Annotated in this window: 16 protein-coding genes and 2 tRNA genes; 1 reads left to right on the forward strand and 17 read right to left on the reverse strand. The window is 57.8% G+C overall.

From position 1 onward, the window contains the following. Window positions 1-76: 76 nt before the first annotated feature. From rpsO to rlmE, 14 genes are all read right to left on the reverse strand, one after another. Window positions 77-346: a 30S ribosomal protein S15 gene (rpsO, locus tag GVN17_RS20350; protein ID WP_166597054.1), complete on the reverse strand. Its 270-nt coding sequence runs from the start codon at window positions 344-346 to the stop codon at window positions 77-79. 149 nt (window positions 347-495) lie between these two features. Continuing rightward, the gene (gene truB / locus GVN17_RS20355; protein ID WP_166597055.1) at window positions 496-1,413 is read right to left on the reverse strand and encodes a tRNA pseudouridine(55) synthase TruB; all 918 of its coding nucleotides are present in this window, start codon (window positions 1,411-1,413) and stop codon (window positions 496-498) included. Between the two features lie 4 nt (window positions 1,414-1,417). After that, entirely contained in the window at window positions 1,418-1,819 is a 402-nt protein-coding gene (gene rbfA, locus GVN17_RS20360; RefSeq protein WP_166597056.1) for a 30S ribosome-binding factor RbfA, read from the reverse strand. Between the two features lie 157 nt (window positions 1,820-1,976). Beyond that, on the reverse strand, window positions 1,977-4,517 hold the full coding sequence (infB, locus tag GVN17_RS20365) for a translation initiation factor IF-2 (RefSeq protein WP_166597057.1): 2,541 nt from the start codon (window positions 4,515-4,517) through the stop codon (window positions 1,977-1,979). A 27-nt stretch (window positions 4,518-4,544) separates the two neighbouring features. Next, a complete protein-coding gene (nusA, locus tag GVN17_RS20370) occupies window positions 4,545-6,026 on the reverse strand; it encodes a transcription termination factor NusA (RefSeq protein ID WP_166597058.1) in 1,482 nt (493 codons plus the stop codon). Between the two features lie 47 nt (window positions 6,027-6,073). After that, entirely contained in the window at window positions 6,074-6,532 is a 459-nt protein-coding gene (gene rimP, locus GVN17_RS20375; protein ID WP_166597135.1) for a ribosome maturation factor RimP, read from the reverse strand. Window positions 6,533-6,664: 132 nt separating this feature from the next. After that, window positions 6,665-6,741: transfer RNA gene (locus tag GVN17_RS20380), tRNA-Met, on the reverse strand. Between the two features lie 97 nt (window positions 6,742-6,838). Then, window positions 6,839-6,924: transfer RNA gene (locus GVN17_RS20385), tRNA-Leu, on the reverse strand. 45 nt (window positions 6,925-6,969) lie between these two features. Beyond that, window positions 6,970-7,353: a preprotein translocase subunit SecG gene (gene secG / locus GVN17_RS20390; RefSeq protein ID WP_166597059.1), complete on the reverse strand. Its 384-nt coding sequence runs from the start codon at window positions 7,351-7,353 to the stop codon at window positions 6,970-6,972. 4 nt (window positions 7,354-7,357) lie between these two features. Then, the gene (tpiA, locus tag GVN17_RS20395) at window positions 7,358-8,113 is read right to left on the reverse strand and encodes a triose-phosphate isomerase (RefSeq protein ID WP_166597060.1); all 756 of its coding nucleotides are present in this window, start codon (window positions 8,111-8,113) and stop codon (window positions 7,358-7,360) included. Window positions 8,114-8,179: 66 nt separating this feature from the next. Next, window positions 8,180-9,523, reverse strand: a complete 1,344-nt coding sequence (gene glmM, locus GVN17_RS20400; RefSeq protein WP_166597061.1) for a phosphoglucosamine mutase — start codon at window positions 9,521-9,523, stop codon at window positions 8,180-8,182. A gap of 16 nt (window positions 9,524-9,539) precedes the next feature. Beyond that, window positions 9,540-10,391 carry a dihydropteroate synthase gene (folP, locus tag GVN17_RS20405; RefSeq protein ID WP_166597062.1) on the reverse strand — a complete coding sequence of 284 codons (852 nt, stop codon included), beginning with the start codon at window positions 10,389-10,391 and terminating at the stop codon, window positions 9,540-9,542. A gap of 8 nt (window positions 10,392-10,399) precedes the next feature. Continuing rightward, window positions 10,400-12,310, reverse strand: coding sequence for an ATP-dependent zinc metalloprotease FtsH (gene ftsH, locus GVN17_RS20410; protein ID WP_166597063.1), 1,911 nt, complete (start codon window positions 12,308-12,310; stop codon window positions 10,400-10,402). A 187-nt stretch (window positions 12,311-12,497) separates the two neighbouring features. Then, on the reverse strand, window positions 12,498-13,148 hold the full coding sequence (gene rlmE / locus GVN17_RS20415; protein WP_166597064.1) for a 23S rRNA (uridine(2552)-2'-O)-methyltransferase RlmE: 651 nt from the start codon (window positions 13,146-13,148) through the stop codon (window positions 12,498-12,500). Window positions 13,149-13,252: 104 nt separating this feature from the next. On the opposite strand from rlmE, the gene yhbY reads away from it, so the two are divergent. Further along, window positions 13,253-13,561, forward strand: a complete 309-nt coding sequence (gene yhbY, locus GVN17_RS20420; RefSeq protein WP_093465544.1) for a ribosome assembly RNA-binding protein YhbY — start codon at window positions 13,253-13,255, stop codon at window positions 13,559-13,561. Between the two features lie 96 nt (window positions 13,562-13,657). Here yhbY and greA read toward each other — a convergent pair whose 3' ends face one another. The 3 genes from greA to carA all read right to left on the reverse strand — a co-directional run bounded on the left by greA (window position 13,658) and on the right by carA (window position 18,620). Further along, on the reverse strand, window positions 13,658-14,134 hold the full coding sequence (gene greA, locus GVN17_RS20425; protein ID WP_166597136.1) for a transcription elongation factor GreA: 477 nt from the start codon (window positions 14,132-14,134) through the stop codon (window positions 13,658-13,660). A gap of 2 nt (window positions 14,135-14,136) precedes the next feature. Further along, window positions 14,137-17,358: a carbamoyl-phosphate synthase large subunit gene (carB, locus tag GVN17_RS20430; protein ID WP_166597065.1), complete on the reverse strand. Its 3,222-nt coding sequence runs from the start codon at window positions 17,356-17,358 to the stop codon at window positions 14,137-14,139. Between the two features lie 125 nt (window positions 17,359-17,483). Further along, window positions 17,484-18,620 (reverse strand): glutamine-hydrolyzing carbamoyl-phosphate synthase small subunit, encoded by a 1,137-nt coding sequence (gene carA, locus GVN17_RS20435; RefSeq protein WP_166597066.1) that lies wholly within the window; start codon window positions 18,618-18,620, stop codon window positions 17,484-17,486. Window positions 18,621-18,810: the final 190 nt, after the last annotated feature.

Genomic DNA, 18,810 nt, shown 5'->3' on the forward strand with positions numbered 1-18,810 from the left:
GGCTGGGAGCCTGCCATGCGCCAGCGGGAAACCCTCTGACGCACGACAGACAACCAACCTCTAGCGCAATCGCTGATTAGCGACGCAGACCCAGGCGACCGATCAGAGCGCTGTAACGGCTCAGGTCTTTGCCTTTCAGGTAGTCCAGCAGCTTACGACGCTGGTTTACCATGCGGATCAGACCACGACGGGAGTGGTGGTCTTTACCGTTGGCCTTGAAGTGACCTTGCAGTTTGTTGATGTTGGCGGTCAGCAGTGCAACTTGCACTTCTGGCGAACCAGTGTCACCAACAGCTTGCTGGTAGTCGGTTACGATCTGAGATTTTTCTTCAACGCTGAGAGCCATGAGGCAATCCTTTTATCAGGAAACCGCTCCAGAGAGACGATTTCAACAGGCCGAGAGCAAACTCTCGTATTAAAAAATGAGGCGTGACCATGCCTGTTAACAGCCACCCTTCACCGCCGTGCAGGAAACCCTGTCACAACGGGTTTCGGTCACTCTGACCGAATCAAACGACGCGGCGCAATCCGCCCGTCTTCACTCACTTCACCGATTCCGATGAAGCGTCCTTCGTGATCCTGCACCCGTACCATGCCGAACTTCGGCGCATCCGGGGCTCTGACTGGCTGACCGTGCAGCCAGTAAAACGAACTGTGCTCGGAAAATTGCAGCAGAGGCCAATCCTGCAAACCGCTGTCGGAAGGCATCAGGAAACGATCAACCGCTTCGTTGCCACCTTCGGCGTGAACCGCTTCAAGCTCTTCCAGCGTAACAGTCTGCGCCAGTGTGAACGGCCCTGCTTGCGTACGACGCAGCTCGGCAACATACGCGCCACAGCCCAGTTTTTCACCGATATCTTCCACGAGGGTGCGGATATAGGTGCCTTTGCTGCAGTCAACGGCCAGCCGCGCGGTCTCGCCTTCGCTCGCCAATAATTCCAGGCGCGCAATAGTAACAGAACGCGGTTCGCGCTCCACCACTTCCCCTGCTCGAGCCAACTTGTACAACGGCTGGCCATCACGCTTCAGGGCAGAGTACATCGGCGGTATCTGACTGATTTGCCCACGAAAATCAGGCAATACAGCTTCGATATCGGAGCGACCAACGGTCACCGGACGAGTTTGTAACACGTCGCCTTCGGCGTCCGCCGTGGTGGTGGTCTTGCCCAACTGCATCAGGGTTTCGTAACCCTTGTCGGAATCGAGCAGGTATTGGGAGAACTTGGTCGCCTCTCCGAAGCACAGTGGCAGCACGCCGGTGGCGAGGGGATCGAGGCTACCGGTGTGGCCGGCCTTTTCCGCATTGAGCAACCAGCGCACCTTCTGCAAGGCGGCGTTGGAGGTGAAACCCAGCGGCTTGTCGAGCAGGATGATGCCGCTGACGTTGCGGCGAATACGCTTGACCTGAGCCACGCCGTTATTCCTCCGAACCGTCTTGCTTGGCAGCAGGTTCGTGCTGACCGTCCTCGGCCACCGCGCGCTCGATCAACGCCGACAGGTGCGCGCCACGGGCAACGCTTTCGTCGTAGTGGAAATGCAATTGAGGCACGCTGCGCAGCTTCATTTCACGCGCCAGCTGCATGCGCAGGAAACCCGCTGCGGAATTCAAGACCTTGATGGTCTGGCTGATGTCTTCAGCGTTGTCCTGGCCCATCACGGTGATGAAGATCTTCGCGTGTCCCACATCACGGCTGACGTCGACAGCAGTGATGGTGACCAGACCTACGCGCGGGTCCTTGACTTCACGACGGATCAGTTGAGCCAGCTCGCGCTGCATCTGATCGCCGATACGTTGGGTACGGCTGTATTCTTTTGCCATGTCTTGTTACCTGTACTGACCTTCGGCAAAAGCCGTCCGGTCTGAAAGCGGCAAACGCCCGGCCTGGCAGAAGCCGGACCGGGCGTTGCGTTTAGAACCCATGACGTGCGCTGAGCATTTTCATGCGACGTTCGCCAGAGTTCCTGAAGCTCGCGATTTAGAGGCTGCGAGCCACTTGGACCTTTTCGAAGACTTCGATCTTGTCGCCGACCTTGACGTCGTTGTAGCTCTTGACGCCGATACCGCATTCCATGCCGGCACGTACTTCGGAAGCGTCATCCTTGAAGCGGCGCAGGGATTCCAGCTCGCCTTCGAAGATAACGATGTCTTCACGCAGTACACGGATCGGACGGTTACGGAACACAACGCCTTCAATGACCATGCAACCGGCGATCGCACCGAATTTCGGCGAGCGGAACACGTCGCGAACTTCGGCGATACCCAGGATGTTCTCCCGGACGTCGCTGCCAAGCATGCCGGTAAGGGCTTTCTTGACGTCTTCGATGATGTCGTAGATGACGTTGTAGTAACGCATGTCCAGACCTTCCTGCTCGACGATCTTGCGCGCGCCAGCATCAGCACGCACGTTGAAGCCGAACAGAACAGCGTTGGAAGCCAGCGCCAGGTTGGCGTCGCTTTCGGTGATACCACCGACGCCGCCGCCCACTACACGCACTTGCACTTCGTCGTTGCCCAGGCCATTCAAAGCGCCCTGCAAAGCTTCGAGGGAGCCACGGACGTCGGATTTGAGGACGATGTTGAGCGTCTTCTTCTCTTCCTGACCCATGTTCTCGAAGATATTTTCCAGCTTGCCGGCGTGAGCACGGGCCAGCTTGACTTCGCGGAACTTGCCTTGACGGAACAGAGCCACTTCACGGGCTTTCTTCTCGTCAGCAACTACGCTCATCTCGTCGCCAGCGTCCGGTGTACCGTCCAGGCCGAGAATCTCGACAGGGATGGATGGACCGGCTTCCTTGATGGATTTGCCGTTCTCGTCGAGCATGGCGCGGACACGACCGTAGTTGGAGCCAACCAGGACCATGTCGCCCTGACGCAGCGTACCGTCCTGAACCAGAACGGTGGCCACTGGACCACGGCCCTTGTCCAGACGCGATTCAACCACGACACCACGACCTGGGGCCGATGGCGTAGCGACCAGTTCCAGAACTTCAGCTTGAAGCAGGACCGCTTCCAGCAGTTCGTCGACACCCGTACCGACTTTTGCCGATACCGGTACGAATGGGGTATCACCACCCCACTCTTCGGACGTTACGCCATGAACCGACAGTTCACTGCGGATACGGTCCAGGTCAGCACCCGGCTTGTCGATCTTGTTGACCGCCACGACCAACGGAACGCCAGCAGCGACAGCATGCTGAACGGCTTCGATGGTTTGAGGCATGACACCGTCGTCGGCAGCAACCACCAGAATCACGATGTCGGTCGCCTTGGCACCACGGGCACGCATTGCGGTAAACGCGGCGTGACCCGGGGTGTCGAGGAACGTCACCATGCCACGCTCGGTTTCAACGTGGTACGCACCAATGTGCTGGGTGATACCACCGGCTTCGCCAGCGGCAACCTTGGCACGACGGATGTAGTCGAGCAGCGAGGTCTTACCGTGGTCAACGTGACCCATGACGGTCACGACCGGCGCACGAGGAACCGTTTCACCTTCGAATTTCAGGGACTCAGCCAGGGAATCTTCCAGGGCGGTATCGCTGACCAGGGTCACTTTGTGGCCCAGTTCTTCAGCGACCAGTTGGGCAGTTTCCTGATCCAGAACCTGGTTGATGGTGGCTGGCGTGCCCAGCTTGAACATGAACTTGATGATTTCAGCAGCTTTGACCGACATCTGTTGAGCGAGGTCGCCCACAGTGATGGTCTCGCCGATCTTCACTTCACGAACCACAGGACCGGTAGGGTTCTGGAAGCCGTGAGCGTTGCGCTTCTTCAGTTTCGCCTTGCCGCGACCACCACGACGGAAGCCATCGCTTTCTTCGTCGGTGGTACGTGGAGCAACGCGTGGCGCAGGCGCCTTTTCCTTGACCGAAGCACGATGCGGAGCGTTTTTGCGCTCGCCATCGCCACCGCCGCCACGACGATTGTTATCGTCGGCACGTGGTTTATCAGGGCGACGAGGCTCCTCGCGCTTGCGAATATCGGCAGCCGGTGCAGGGGCAGCGACAGGCGCTTCCTGAACATGCTCTGCAGCCACTTGCGGAGCGGCTTCGGCCGCTGGCGCCGGAGCAGCAACAGCGTCAGCAGTTTCCTGAGCGGTAGCAGGCTGGCGGCGCGCTTCTTCTTCGGCACGCTGACGGGCTTCTTCTTCAGCCTTTTGACGCGCGGCATTTTCTACCGCACGACGCTCGTCCTGCTCGCGCTTGCGCTCGGCTTCGATTTCTTCCGGGCTACGCTGTACGAAGACTTTCTTTTTACGTACTTCAACGCTGATGCTTTTGCTGCCAGCAACGCGCAGGGTACTGGTGGTTTTGCGCTGCAAAGTGATCTTGCGCGGTTCTTCCACTTTAGCCTTGTGGCCGCTTTTCAGGTGCGTCAACAGGGCTTGTTTTTCGTTATCGGTCACAACTTGCTCGGCGGCGGTGTGCGGCAGACCTGCCTCACGCATCTGCTGTAACAGGCGCTCTACCGGTGTGTCGACCGTTTTGGCCAGTTCTTTCACCGTGACTTGCGTCATGCACTTCTCTCCTCAGGCCGCATTTACTTACTCGAACCAATGGGCTCGGGCGGCCATGATCAACTTGCCGGCACGATCATCGTCAATGCCGTCGATGTCGAGCAGATCGTCAATAGACTGCTCGGCCAGGTCTTCGCGGGTAATTACGCCGCGCACCGCCAGTTCCATCGCCAAATCCTTGTCCATACCCTCAAGCGAGAGCAGGTCTTCGGCCGGATGGGCGTCTGCCAGCTTTTCCTCAGTAGCGATGGCTTTGGTCAACAAACGATCCTTGGCGCGAGCACGAAGCTCGTTGACGATGTCTTCGTCAAAGCCGTCGATGTTGAGCATTTCTTCCAACGGTACGTAGGCAATCTCTTCCAGGCTGGTGAAGCCTTCGTCCACCAGAACCTGCGCGAGCTCTTCGTCGACTTCCAACTCTTCGATGAAGTTACGCAGGATGTCGCCGGTTTCCGCTTGCTGCTTGGCCTGGATGTCCGATTCGGTCATCACGTTCAGGGTCCAGCCAGTCAACTGGCTTGCCAGACGCACGTTCTGGCCGCCGCGACCAATCGCTTGGGCCAGGTTGTCCGCACCGACAGCGATGTCCATGGCGTGGGCGTCTTCATCAACGATGATCGCTGCCACTTCGGCAGGCGACATGGCGTTGATGACGAACTGCGCCGGGTTATCGTCCCAGAGCACGATATCCACACGCTCGCCGCCCAACTCGCCGGAAACAGCCTGGACACGCGAACCACGCATGCCGATGCACGCGCCTTGCGGGTCAATGCGTTTGTCCTTGGAGCGAACTGCGATTTTTGCACGCGAACCAGGATCACGGGAGGCAGCCATCACCTCGATGAGACCTTCGGCAATTTCCGGTACTTCAATCCGGAACAGCTCGATCAGCATCTCTGGCGCAGTACGCGACAGGATCAACTGAGGACCACGGTTTTCAGTGCGGATCTCTTTGAGCAATGCACGGACGCGGACACCGACGCGGAAGGTTTCCCGGGAGATGATGTCTTCACGCGCCAGCAGCGCCTCGGCATTGTTACCCAAGTCGACGATGACATTGTCACGTGTAACTTTTTTAACAGTGCCGGAAATGATTTCGCCCAGACGCTCACGATAAGCGTCCACGACTTGAGCGCGCTCGGCTTCGCGTACTTTCTGCACAATGACTTGCTTGGCAGTCTGGGCAGCGATACGGCCGAACTCGATAGACTCGATCTTTTCTTCTACGACATCGCCGACGTTCGCACCGGGGTGCGTCTCGGCAACCTTGCTCGGCCAGGTTTCGATGGCCGGATCATCAAGGTCTTCTTCTTCGACGACTGTCCAGCGACGGAACGTCTCGTAAGCGCCCGTGTGGCGGTTGATTTCCACACGCAGGTCAACTTCGTCTTCAAAACGCTTTTTAGTGGCCGTGGCCAACGCGATTTCCAGCGCTTCAAAAATTACACCGGCCGGTACGCCTTTTTCATTGGATACCGACTCAACAACCAGCAGTACTTCTTTGCTCATCGTACGCCTCGCCTTTCGCAAGCCATTGGATCCGCGGGATCCGCGTCTCAGTCAAACGTGGGAATAATGTTGGCTTTGTCGATCAGATCGATCGGCAACAGGTATTCGTGAGTATCCACTTGCACCACGACATCCTGCTCCTCCACCCCGCGGAGAAGGCCTTGAAAGTTACGTCGACCGTCGAAGGGCGAGCGCAGCTTTATCTTCACTTGTTCCCCGGCAAAGGCTGCAAACTGCTCAATCGTGAACAGCGGGCGTTCCATGCCAGGAGAAGAAACTTCGAGCGTATATTCGGAGCTGATCGGATCTTCTACGTCCAGAACACCGCTGATCTGACGGCTGACGATGGCACAATCGTCCACCAGCACGCCGCCCTCTTTATCGATATAAACGCGCAACATTGAGTGACGACCCTGGGCCGAAAACTCGATACCCCAGCATTCATAGCCAAGGGCCACGACCACCGGGGCCAGCAAGGCCTGCAACTGTTCTAGCTTGCTCGACACCTGAACCCCCTCGTGCATGCTGTGCAAATAAAAAATGGGCAAAGCGCCCATCTCATGAAAAACGCCGTTGAACAGCGGCGTAATAAAGTGTCCAGTTAACAAAAAGCCCCTGAAAAGGGGCTCCGCTAAAACTGGTTGCGGGGGCTGGATTTGAACCAACGACCTTCGGGTTATGAGCCCGACGAGCTACCAGACTGCTCCACCCCGCGACAAAGCTGGGGCGGAAGTATACGACCGATCCCGATTTGGGTCAATCCGACACATCCACCTACAAGAAAGCCCGCTACTGCGGGCTGACTTGTTAATTGGTACCGAGAAGGGGACTCGAACCCCTACACCCTATGGGCACAACCACCTCAAGGTTGCGTGTCTACCAATTCCACCACCTCGGCATTACAACTCTTTTTGCAGCCCCAATATCGACTGCGAATCCTGTGTTACTTCTGTTCTGGAGCGGCAGGAACATCAGCTGGAGCAGCGGCTGGTTTCTGTTGCCCTTCCAGGACCGGAACATCATCTGCTGCCGGCTTTTGTTTAACTTCCAACACCGCTGGATCTGGCAAACCTACTTGAGTCAGCTGGTGAGCTTTCTCTTTAGCAAAGTAACCTAACCCCAAGCTGGTTATGAAGAAACAGGCGGCAAGTATAGCAGTAAACTTACTAAGAAAGGTAGAGGAACCTTGGCCTCCGAAGACAGTATTTGATGCACCTGCTCCGAACGACGCGCCAGCGTCCGCACCTTTACCCTGCTGCAGCAATACCAGAGCAACAACGCCCAGCGCACCCAGCAGATGAAGAACGACTACGACTGTTTCCAGCATTTTTTCAGTTTCCCGCGGCGCGAATGATCGCACCGAACTCATCTGCATTCAGGGAAGCGCCTCCAATGAGGCCCCCATCGATATCCGGCATGCTGAACAGCTCGACCGCATTGGCCGCCTTCACGCTGCCGCCATATAGAAGACGCACACCTTGCGCGACTTCAGAATTCTCTTTTGCCAACTGCGCACGAATGGCTGCGTGCACTTCCTGCGCCTGTTCCGGCGAGGCTGTCAGTCCGGTACCAATGGCCCAGACCGGCTCGTAAGCGATGACCGCATTCACGAAAGCATCGATACCCAACTCTTCGATGATGCTGTCGAGCTGCTGCCCGACAACTTCAAGCGTTTTGCCAGCCTGACGCTGCTCAAGTGTTTCACCGATGCACAGCACCGGGGTCAAGCCACTTGCCTGCGCAGCTGCAAACTTGCGGTTCAGGACTTCGTTGCTCTCGCCCATGATCTGGCGACGCTCCGAGTGCCCTACCAGCACCAGCTTGCAACCCGCATCCTGCAACTGAGTCGGTGAAATCTCACCGGTCAGTGCACCCTGACCCGCTTCGTGCGCGCAGTTCTGCGCACCTACAGAAATCGAATGCTCTTCAAAGCACTCGACAACGAAGCTGACGTGCAGACTCGAAGGGAATACCGCAACGTCGACACTGTCAGGAATGGCCATATTGGCCAGACCTTCTACCAGCTCAGCGACGCTGGCGCAGGTACCGTGCATTTTCCAGTTACCAGCTACCATAGGGCGACGCATGCTGTACCTCGTCGGTCAAAGTGGGCGCAGATGTTACCCAACAGTTTCAACACTGGCAAGCCGTAATCAGGCGCAAACTTCAGCAACCAGTTTTGCCAGTTCATCGGCGTAGCCCGCAACCAGCGTTTCGTCCTCGCCTTCGACCATCACACGCACCAAAGGCTCTGTGCCGGACTTGCGCAGCAACACGCGCCCACGCCCACCCATGGCCGCCGTCACGCGCTCACAGGCCTCCTTGACCGCCGGGTGCTCGACTGGATCGACATTCCCACCCTCGAACCGCACGTTGACCAATACCTGAGGGCACTTCCTTACGCCCTGGCGCGATTCTGCGAGGCTTTGCCCGGTGCGCTTGAGCGCCAGCAGCACCTGCAGCGCGGCAATGATCGCATCACCCGTGGTGGTGTGCTGGAAGCAAACGACGTGACCGGAATTCTCGCCACCCACCTGCCAGTTGCGCTCCAGCAGTTCAGCGATGACGTAACGGTCGCCAACATTGGCACGCACAAATGGAATGTTCAGATCCGCGAGGGCCAGTTCAAGCCCCAGATTGCTCATCAAGGTTCCGACCACGCCACCTTGCAGGCGACCGCGCTCATGCAGATCGCGGGCAATGATGTAGAGCAGCTCGTCACCATCGACGATCGCACCGGAGTGATCAACCATCAGCACTCGATCACCATCACCGTCGAAGCCGATCCCCAGATCCGCCTTCTCAGCGACAACCGCCGCTTGCAGATTGCCCATATGGGTCGAACCGCAATCATCATTGATGTTCAGGCCGTTCGGCGCAGCCGACAGCACGGTGACCTTCGCGCCCAACTCTCGAAAGACATTGGGCGCCACTTTATAGGTTGCCCCGTGCGCACAGTCGACCACCAATTTCAGACCGGCAAAGTCAGTACTGGTCGGCACGCTGCTTTTGCAGAATTCGATGTAACGGCCAGCCGCGTCGTTGATACGCGACACCTTGCCGAGCTTTTCTGACTCAGCCACGGTCATCGGCGTATCGAGCAATTCCTCGATCATCATCTCGATTTCGTCTGGCAGCTTGGTGCCCTGACCCGAGAAAAACTTGATGCCGTTATCGTGATGCGGGTTGTGCGAGGCGCTGATCACTATCCCTGCCTCGGCGTGGAACGTCCGCGTCAGATAGGCGATGGCAGGCGTTGGCATCGGGCCGAGCAGCATCACATCTGCACCCGCGGCTGACAGCCCGGCTTCCAGGGCAGATTCGAACATGTAACCCGAAATACGCGTGTCTTTGCCGACCAGAATCCGGCAAGCGCCCATTTTGCGGAACGCCATGCCAGCTGCCCAACCAAGCCGCAGCATGAAATCGGGAGTGATCGGAAATTGACCGACACGACCGCGAATGCCGTCGGTTCCGAAGTATTTTTTCTGGGTCATGGGGGCTCCAACCTTCTTATTTTGCCGATTCGACAGCGGCAATCATCCGCACCACGTCGACAGTTTCCGCAACATCGTGCACGCGTAAAATTCTTGCACCTTGAATCATGGCCATCGCAGCCAGAGCCAGTGCACCGTAGAGTCGCTGATCAACAGGCTTGTCGAGCACTTTGCCAATCATGCTCTTGCGTGACACACCCACCAGCAGAGGCCGCCCCAGCACATGCAGCGCCTCCATATGTTTGAACAGGCTCAGGTTATGATCGAGATTCTTCGCAAAACCGTAGCCTGGATCGAGAATGATCCTCTCTGCAGGAATACCCGCCGCGACACAGGCGTCCATTCGCTCACCGAGAAAGGCGGTCACCTCACCGATGAGATCGTCGTAACGAGGATCGTCCTGCATGTCCGTTGGCTCGCCGCGCATGTGCATCAGGCACACGGGCAGCCCGGTCGCGGCAGCCGCCTCCAGTGCACCCTCTCGCCGCAACGAGCGCACATCGTTGATGAGCCCCGCGCCCAGCCGAGCCGTCTCAAGGATGACCGTTGGTGTCGAAGTGTCGACCGAGATGACCACATCAAGCTCACGACTGATGGCTTCGACGACCGGTGCGACACGATTCAGCTCTTCGTTGGCAGAAACCGCAGCAGCACCCGGACGTGTGGACTCGCCGCCGACGTCTATAAGTGTCGCACCAGCCGCCACCATAGCCTCCGCATGACGGAGGGCAAGATCGCGCTGAGCGAACCGACCACCGTCAGAGAACGAATCAGGGGTGATATTGAGGATGCCCATGACGTGGGTCCGGGATAAATCAAGAACCCGGTTGCCGCAAGGCAACCGGGTCGGGTACAGCGCAGAAGTCATGTCAGGCCTTAGTGTTCAGCAGCAGGACCACCGATCGGTGTTTCCGGACGCGGACCGACGGGTGCAGTTGGCGTCCCGGAAGTGCCGGTGCCCCCTGTCCAATCGCGCGGTTCGCGAGGCGTGCGACCCGCCATGATGTCATCGATCTGCTCAGCATCGATGGTTTCATACTTCATCAGCGCATCCGCCATCGCATCCAGCTTGTCGCGGTTGTCGGTGAGGATTTGCTTCGCAGTGCCGTAGCACTGGTCAATGATACTGCGCACTTCAGAGTCGATCATCTTAGCGGTTTCACCCGAAAGACTGGAGTTCTGACCGCCACCACCACGACCCAGATAACCGCCATCGTCGTCTTCGGAGTACATCAATGGGCCCATTTTCTCGGACAGGCCCCATTTGGTGACCATGTTCCGGGCAATCTGGCTGGCGCGCATGATGTCGTTCGAAGCACCCGTGGTGACGCCGTCAAAGCCCAACGTCATCTCTTCCGCGATACGACCACCATAGAGCGAGCAGATCTGGCTGATCAACGCACGCTTGGACAGGCTGTAACGGTCCTCTTCAGGAAGGAACATCGTGACGCCCAATGCACGACCACGTGGAATGATCGACACTTTGTAGACCGGATCATGCTCAGGCACGACGCGACCGACGATGGCGTGCCCGGCTTCGTGATAAGCGGTGTTCTGCTTCTCTTTCTCGGACATGACCATCGATTTACGCTCGGCGCCCATCATGATCTTGTCTTTGGCCAGCTCGAACTCTTTCATCTCGACGATGCGCTTGCCCACGCGAGCCGCGAACAGCGAGGCTTCGTTGACGAGGTTGGCAAGGTCTGCACCGGAGAAACCAGGCGTACCACGAGCAATGACGGCAGCATTGACGTCGTCACCCATCGGCACTTTACGCATGTGCACTTTCAGAATCTGTTCACGACCGCGAATGTCTGGCAGACCAACCACGACCTGACGGTCGAAACGGCCCGGGCGCAGCAGCGCAGGGTCGAGTACGTCAGGACGGTTGGTCGCGGCGATCACGATGATGCCGTCATTCATTTCGAAGCCGTCCATCTCTACCAGCAACTGGTTGAGAGTCTGCTCACGCTCATCGTGACCGCCGCCCATGCCAGCGCCGCGATGGCGACCGACGGCGTCGATTTCGTCGATGAAGATGATGCATGGCGCGTGTTTCTTGGCTTGTTCGAACATGTCGCGAACACGGCTTGCACCGACACCCACGAACATTTCAACGAAGTCAGAACCGGAAATGGTGAAGAAAGGAACTTTCGCTTCGCCAGCAATCGCCTTGGCAAGCAGCGTTTTACCGGTACCCGGTGGACCCACCATCAGCACGCCGCGCGGAATACGACCGCCCAGGCGCTGGAATTTGCCCGGATCGCGCAGGAATTCAACCAGCTCGCCGACTTCTTCTTTGGCCTCATCGCAACCCGCGACGTCAGCCAGGGTGGTCTTGACCTGGTCTTCGGAGAGCAGGCGCGCCTTGCTCTTGCCGAAGCTCATCGGCCCTCCCTTGCCCCCCGCGCCGCCTTGCATCTGGCGCATGAAGAACATGAAGACAGCAATGATTACGAGAATCGGGAAGCTCGCGACAAGCAGCTGAGTCCAGATGCTCTGCTGCTCAGGCTGCTTGCCTTCGATCACGACATTGTTGTCGACAAGGTCACCGATCAGGCCATTGTCCTGAATCGCCGGACGAATGGTCTTGAAGGTGTCACCGTCGCTGCGCTTGCCCGTGATGACGTAACCGTCAACGGCAACTTTCTCGACCTTGCCATCCTTCACTTGCTGGATGAACTCGGAATAGTTGAGGGTCTGCGGCTCGTTCGGGCTGGAAAAGTTGTTCATCACGGTCACCAGGACCGCAGCGATGATCAACCACAGGATCAAATTCTTTGCCATATCGTTCAATTAGCTACCCTCTGAAGCAAGCTCCACGCAGGAGCGTGCCTCGCATGATATTCACCGGCCTAACTTACTACAGATCCTACAGGTGTGGCAGGCGGCGTCTGTAACCCTTTGTGAAACTTTGACTACAAGATGTTCGTTACGCTTCATGAATAAAGCCATTTGAAAAAAGCTATTGCCTTCACTCAAATTGGCTTGGGGCCTCATAACCGCCCTTGAAACCACGGCCCAGCAGGTACTGTTCACGCGACCGGTCACGGGACGACGAAGGTTTGCGCATCTGCACCTTGTCGAACATTTTCCGAACGTCCTTGTGGTAAGTATCAAAACCTTCGCCCTGGAAGATTTTGATCAAAAAATCGCCACCTGGACGCAGAACGCGACCCGCCAGGTCGAGCGCCAACTCACAAAGGAACATGGCGCGTGGCATATCCACAGCGCTCAATCCACTCATATTGGGGGCCATATCGGAAATCACAAGGTCTACTTCCGTATTACCGATCGCCTCGAGGATTTGTTTGAACACGGCATCCTCAGTGAAATCCCCTTGAATGAAGGTCACGTCGGGGATGCTGTCCATTTCCAGAATGTCGGACGCAATCAAACGACCTTGACCACCAATCAGACGACTGGTCACCTGGGACCAGCCCCCAGGCGCCGCGCCCAGATCGACCACGGTCATGCCGGGACGGATCAGACGGTCCTTTTCCTGGATCTCCAAAAGCTTGTAACTCGCCCGCGAGCGGTAGCCATCCTTCTGCGCCTGCTTGACGAAAGGGTCGTTGAAATGCTCTCTCAGCCAGTTCTGGCTGCTCTTGGAACGCTGCGCCACGGGGCACCTCGATGATGAAAGGGTCGTGATTAACTGGGCGGAGCCACGGCCCCTCGGGTAAAATGCCCGCCAATTTTACAGAATCAGACGAAAAGGGTCAGATTATGCCGCTCAATAACGAGCAGAAGAAACAATACAAATCCATTGGACATGACCTGAAGCCGGTTCTGATGGTCGCCGGCAATGGCCTGAGCGAAGGCGTCCTGGCCGAGCTGGACCGCGCTTTGGTCGATCATGAACTGATCAAGGTTCAGATCAAGCTGGAAGACCGCGACGAGCGTCGCGCCGTGATCGAAGAACTGTGCAAGCAAGGTCGTGCTGAACTGGTACAGACCATCGGCAAAATGGCGCTGATCTACCGCAAGAACCCGCAGCCTAACAAACAGCTGTCCAACATTCATCGTTACAAGTAACGGCGAAACCCGTCAGGAGGCGCGACCTGCGCGCCTCTGAACGGCACCTGCCCCTGCCGCACGCCACTCGAAGAGAGCGGCATGCGAGCCACGAAGTCAGATGTGCTTGACCTCAACGATCTCGTACTCGATCACACCGCTCGGTGTTTTGATCGCAACGACATCGCCTTCTTCTTTGCCAATGATCGCCCGGGCGATCGGCGCACCGACTGAAATCTTGCCCAGTTTGATGTTGGCCTCGTCCTCACCCACGATCTGGTAAGTCACCTGCTCGTCAGTCTCCACGTTGGCAAGCTCCACGGTCGTGCCGAAAATGACCTTGCCAGTATGGGCGATCGTGCTGACATCGATGATCACGGCATTTTGCATGCGACCTTCGATGTCACGGATACGCGCCTCGACCATGCCTTGCTGCTCGCGAGCAGCATGGTATTCGGCGTTTTCTTTCAGGTCACCCAGCTCGCGAGCCGTGCCAATGTCCTGGCTAAGCTTCGGACGGACGACCTTAGTGAGGTGAGCGTGTTCGTCTTCCAGGGCCTTGGCGCCCTGGACGGTCATCGGATATTTAGTAATGCTCATGCCTTCAATCCTGCATGTAGATCCTGCAAGCGACGTACGGTCTTTTCAGGGCCGAACTTCAGCGCTTCACAGATAGCCTCGCCCGCAGCAATGGTGGTGGTGCAGTAGATCTTGTGCTGCAAAGCGTTGCGACGGATGGAATAGGAGTCCGCGATCGACTGACGACCTTCGGTGGTGTTAATGATCAAGGTGACTTCGTCGTTCTTGATCATGTCGACCACGTGAGGACGGCCCTCGGTCACTTTGTTCACGCGGCGCACTTTCAGGCCAGCAGCCTCGATCAAACGCGCAGTGCCAGCGGTTGCAACAACGTCGAAGCCCAGCTCGATCAGACTGCGAGCAACGCCAGCCACCAGAGGCTTGTCGTCGTCACGCACGCTGATGAACGCGGTACCGCCGGTCGGCAACACTTCGCTGGCGCCCATTTGCGCTTTAGCGAACGCTTCGCCGAAGGTGTCACCGACACCCATGACTTCACCCGTGGACTTCATCTCTGGCCCAAGGATCGGGTCAACGCCAGGGAATTTGGCGAATGGGAATACCGCCTCTTTCACACTGTAGAAGTTCGGAATGATTTCCTTGGTGAAGCCCAGTTCTTTCAGGGTTTTGCCGGCCATCACGCGCGCAGCGATCATTGCCAGGGAAACACCGATGCACTTGGACACGAACGGCACGGTACGGGAAGCACGCGGGTTTACTTCGATGACGTAGATGTCTTCGCCCTGCAGCGCCAACTGAACGTTCATCAGGCCGATAACGCCCAGCTCAAGGGCCATTTTCTTGACCTGTTCACGCATCTCGTCCTGGATGTGCGCAGGCAACGAATACGGCGGCAGCGAGCACGCGGAGTCACCGGAGTGAACGCCGGCCTGCTCGATGTGCTGCATGATTGCGCCGATCACGACGTCAGTGCCGTCGCAGACCGCATCCACGTCCATTTCGATGGCGCAGTTCAGGAAGTGGTCCAACAGCACCGGACTGTCGTTCGACACTTGAACCGCCTCACGCAGATAGCGCTTGAGTTCGTCTTCCTGGTAAACGATTTCCATCGCACGGCCACCCAGTACGTAGGACGGACGAACCACCAGCGGGTAACCGATCTTGGCGGCGGCACGAATCGCTTCGTCTTCGCTGCGCACAGTGGCGTTTGGCGGCTGACGCAGGTTCAGACGCTCAACCATCTGCTGAAAGCGCTCGCGGTCTTCCGCACGGTCAATGGCGTCAGGGCTGGTGCCGATGATCGGTACGCCCGCAGCTTCCAGAGCGCGGGCCAGTTTCAGCGGGGTCTGGCCGCCGTATTGGACGATCACACCTTTCGGCTTCTCGACGCGGACGATTTCCAGCACGTCCTCCAGGGTCACTGGCTCGAAGTACAGGCGATCGGAGGTGTCGTAGTCGGTCGATACGGTTTCCGGGTTGCAGTTGACCATGATGGTCTCATACCCGTCATCGCGCAGGGCCAGTGCCGCGTGTACGCAGCAGTAGTCGAATTCGATCCCTTGGCCGATACGGTTTGGACCGCCGCCCAGGATCATGATCTTGTCGCGCGTCGACGGGTTGGCTTCGCACTCTTCCTCGTACGTGGAGTACATGTACGCGGTGTCGGTCGCGAACTCGGCGGCGCAGGTGTCGACGCGCTTGTAGACCGGGTAGATCTCGAGCTTGTGACGATGAGCGCGCAGGCTCTTCTCGGTCACACCCAACAGTTTGGCCAGACGTGCGTCAGAGAAGCCTTTGCGCTTCAGACGGAACATTACGTCGCGATCGATGGCCGACATGCCCATGGTCTTGACCTTCTCTTCTTCCTTGATCAGATCTTCGATCTGCACCAGGAACCAAGGGTCGATCATGTTCATGCCGAAGATTTGCTCAACGGTCATGCCAGCGCGGAATGCGTCGGCGACGTACCAGATGCGCTCGGCGCCTGGAACGGTCAGTTCGCGCTTGAGGATGCTAGCGCTTTCAGGGTCAGTCAGTTCCAACTTAGGATCGAGACCGCTGACGCCCACTTCCAGACCGCGCAGGGCTTTCTGCAGGGATTCCTGGAAGGTGCGGCCGATGGCCATGACTTCACCGACCGACTTCATCTGAGTGGTCAGGCGCGCATCAGCCTTGGAGAACTTCTCGAAGGCGAAGCGTGGCAGCTTGGTGACGACGTAGTCGATGGACGGCTCGAACGAGGCCGGAGTCTTGCCCCCGGTGATGTCGTTCTGCAGTTCGTCGAGGGTGTAACCCACGGCCAGCTTGGCGGCGACTTTAGCGATCGGGAAACCTGTAGCTTTCGAGGCCAGAGCCGACGAGCGGGAAACCCGCGGGTTCATCTCGATCACGACCATGCGGCCAGTGTCCGGGCAGATACCGAATTGCACGTTGGAACCGCCGGTTTCAACGCCGATCTCGCGCAAGACTGCCAGCGAGGCGTTACGCAGGATCTGGTATTCCTTGTCGGTCAGGGTCTGCGCAGGCGCCACGGTGATCGAGTCACCGGTGTGCACGCCCATCGGGTCGAAGTTTTCGATGGAACAGACGATGATGCAGTTGTCCTTTTTGTCGCGGACAACTTCCATCTCATATTCTTTCCAGCCGATCAGGGATTCGTCGATCAGCAGTTCCTTGGTCGGCGACAGGTCCAGACCACGAGCGCAGATTTCTTCGAACTCTTCACGGTTGTACGCGATACCGCCGCCAGTGCCGCCCATGGTGAAGGACGGACGGATGATGCACGGGAAGCCGAGCTTTTCGAGGACCGCATTGGCCTCTTCCATCGTGTGAGCAATACCGGAACGCGGGCATTCAAGGCCGATGGCTTTCATGGCCTTGTCGAAACGCGAACGGTCTTCTGCCTTGTCGATGGTGTCAGCGTTGGCACCGATCATCTCTACGCCGAACTTCTCCAGAACGCCTTCGCGCTCCAGGTCCAATGCGCAGTTCAGTGCGGTTTGGCCACCCATGGTCGGCAGCAGTGCGTCCGGACGCTCTTTCTCGATGATCTTGGCAACGGTTGCCCATTTGATCGGCTCGATGTAGGTCGCGTCGGCCATGGACGGGTCAGTCATGATGGTGGCCGGGTTGGAGTTCACCAGGATGACGCGGTAACCCTCTTCGCGCAGGGCTTTACAGGCCTGGGCGCCGGAGTAGTCGAATTCACAAGCCTGGCCGATCACGATCGGGCCAGCGCCAAGAATCAGGATGCTTTTAATGTCTGTACGTTTTGGCATGGGTTGTCACTCGAATCCTGTGTCAGTCGGCAAGCCGTCTTGAACATTCTCAGGTGCCGGGCAGGCTGTCGGATTTGATCCGGCCCACCGCAGTCACCTGCTCGCTATGGTCGACAGTCAGCCGCTTAGCGGCGCTTGGCCATGGCAGTGATGAAGCGATCAAACAGCGGCGCGACGTCGTTCGGGCCCGGGCTCGCCTCAGGGTGGCCCTGGAAGCTGAACGCGTCCTTGTCGGTGCGCTCGATGCCTTGCAGTGTGCCGTCAAACAGCGACTTGTGAATCGCTCGGACGTTGCTCGGCAAGGTGGCTTCATCTACCGCAAAACCGTGGTTCTGGCTGGTGATCATGACGACGCCGGTGTCCAGGTCCTGAACCGGGTGGTTGGCACCGTGGTGACCATGACCCATCTTGACGGTCTTGGCGCCGGAGGCCAAGGCCAGCAACTGGTGGCCCAGGCAGATGCCGAACACCGGAACTTCGGTCTGCAGCACGTCCTTGATCGCCTGAATCGCATAGTCGCAAGGCTCAGGGTCGCCAGGACCGTTGGACAGGAACACGCCATCCGGATTGAGCGCGAGGACTTCACTGGCCGGGGTTTGCGCAGGCACCACAGTCACGCGGCAGCCGCGCTCGACCAGCATGCGCAGGATGTTGGTCTTGACGCCGTAGTCGTAGGCCACAACGTTGTATGGCAAATCGGCTGCAGCGATCTCTGGATGGCTATCGGTTTTCAGGCTCCAGACGCTGGAGCGCCATTCGTAGCTTTCCTGGGTGCTGACGACTTTCGCCAGATCCATGCCCTTCAGGCCAGGGAAACCACGAGCCGCTGCGATGGCCGCTTCTTCGGAGATGTTGTCACCGGCCATGATGCAGCCGTTTTGAGCGCCTTTCTCACGCAGGATGCGGGTCAGGCGGCGGGTGTCGATACCGGCGATGGCAACGACGTTGTTGGCCTTCAGATAGTCAGCCAGGGACATCTTGTTACGCCAGTTGCTCGCTACCAGTGGCAGGTCACGAATTACCAGGCCCGCCGACCACACGCGGTCGGATTCGGCGTCTTCCGGTGTAGTGCCGGTGTTGCCGATGTGAGGGTAGGTCAAGGTGACGATTTGCTGGGCATAGGAAGGATCGGTAAGGATTTCCTGATAGCCGGTCATTGCGGTGTTGAACACCACCTCACCAACGGTTTGACCGTCGGCTCCAATGGCTTCGCCGCGAAAAATGCTGCCATCAGCAAGGGCGAGTATGGCTGGCTTAGTCAAGAAGACCTCCCGTAATAAAGCCTGAAAGGGCGATCGCAGGTTGTAAAAAAGCGGAATGACGTTTGGACACGTCACCCCGCTTTTTTCATCGAATTATCTGCGCGCTTTTAGTGGACACACTAAAGCTGTAGCTTACAGAAAAAGTGTTTTTTAATCCACCGCTAAAACGCCTTAAAGGCTGGGGAATGCG

The organism is Pseudomonas sp. SLFW, from assembly GCF_009905615.1.
GTDB lineage: Bacteria > Pseudomonadota > Gammaproteobacteria > Pseudomonadales > Pseudomonadaceae > Aquipseudomonas > Aquipseudomonas bambusae.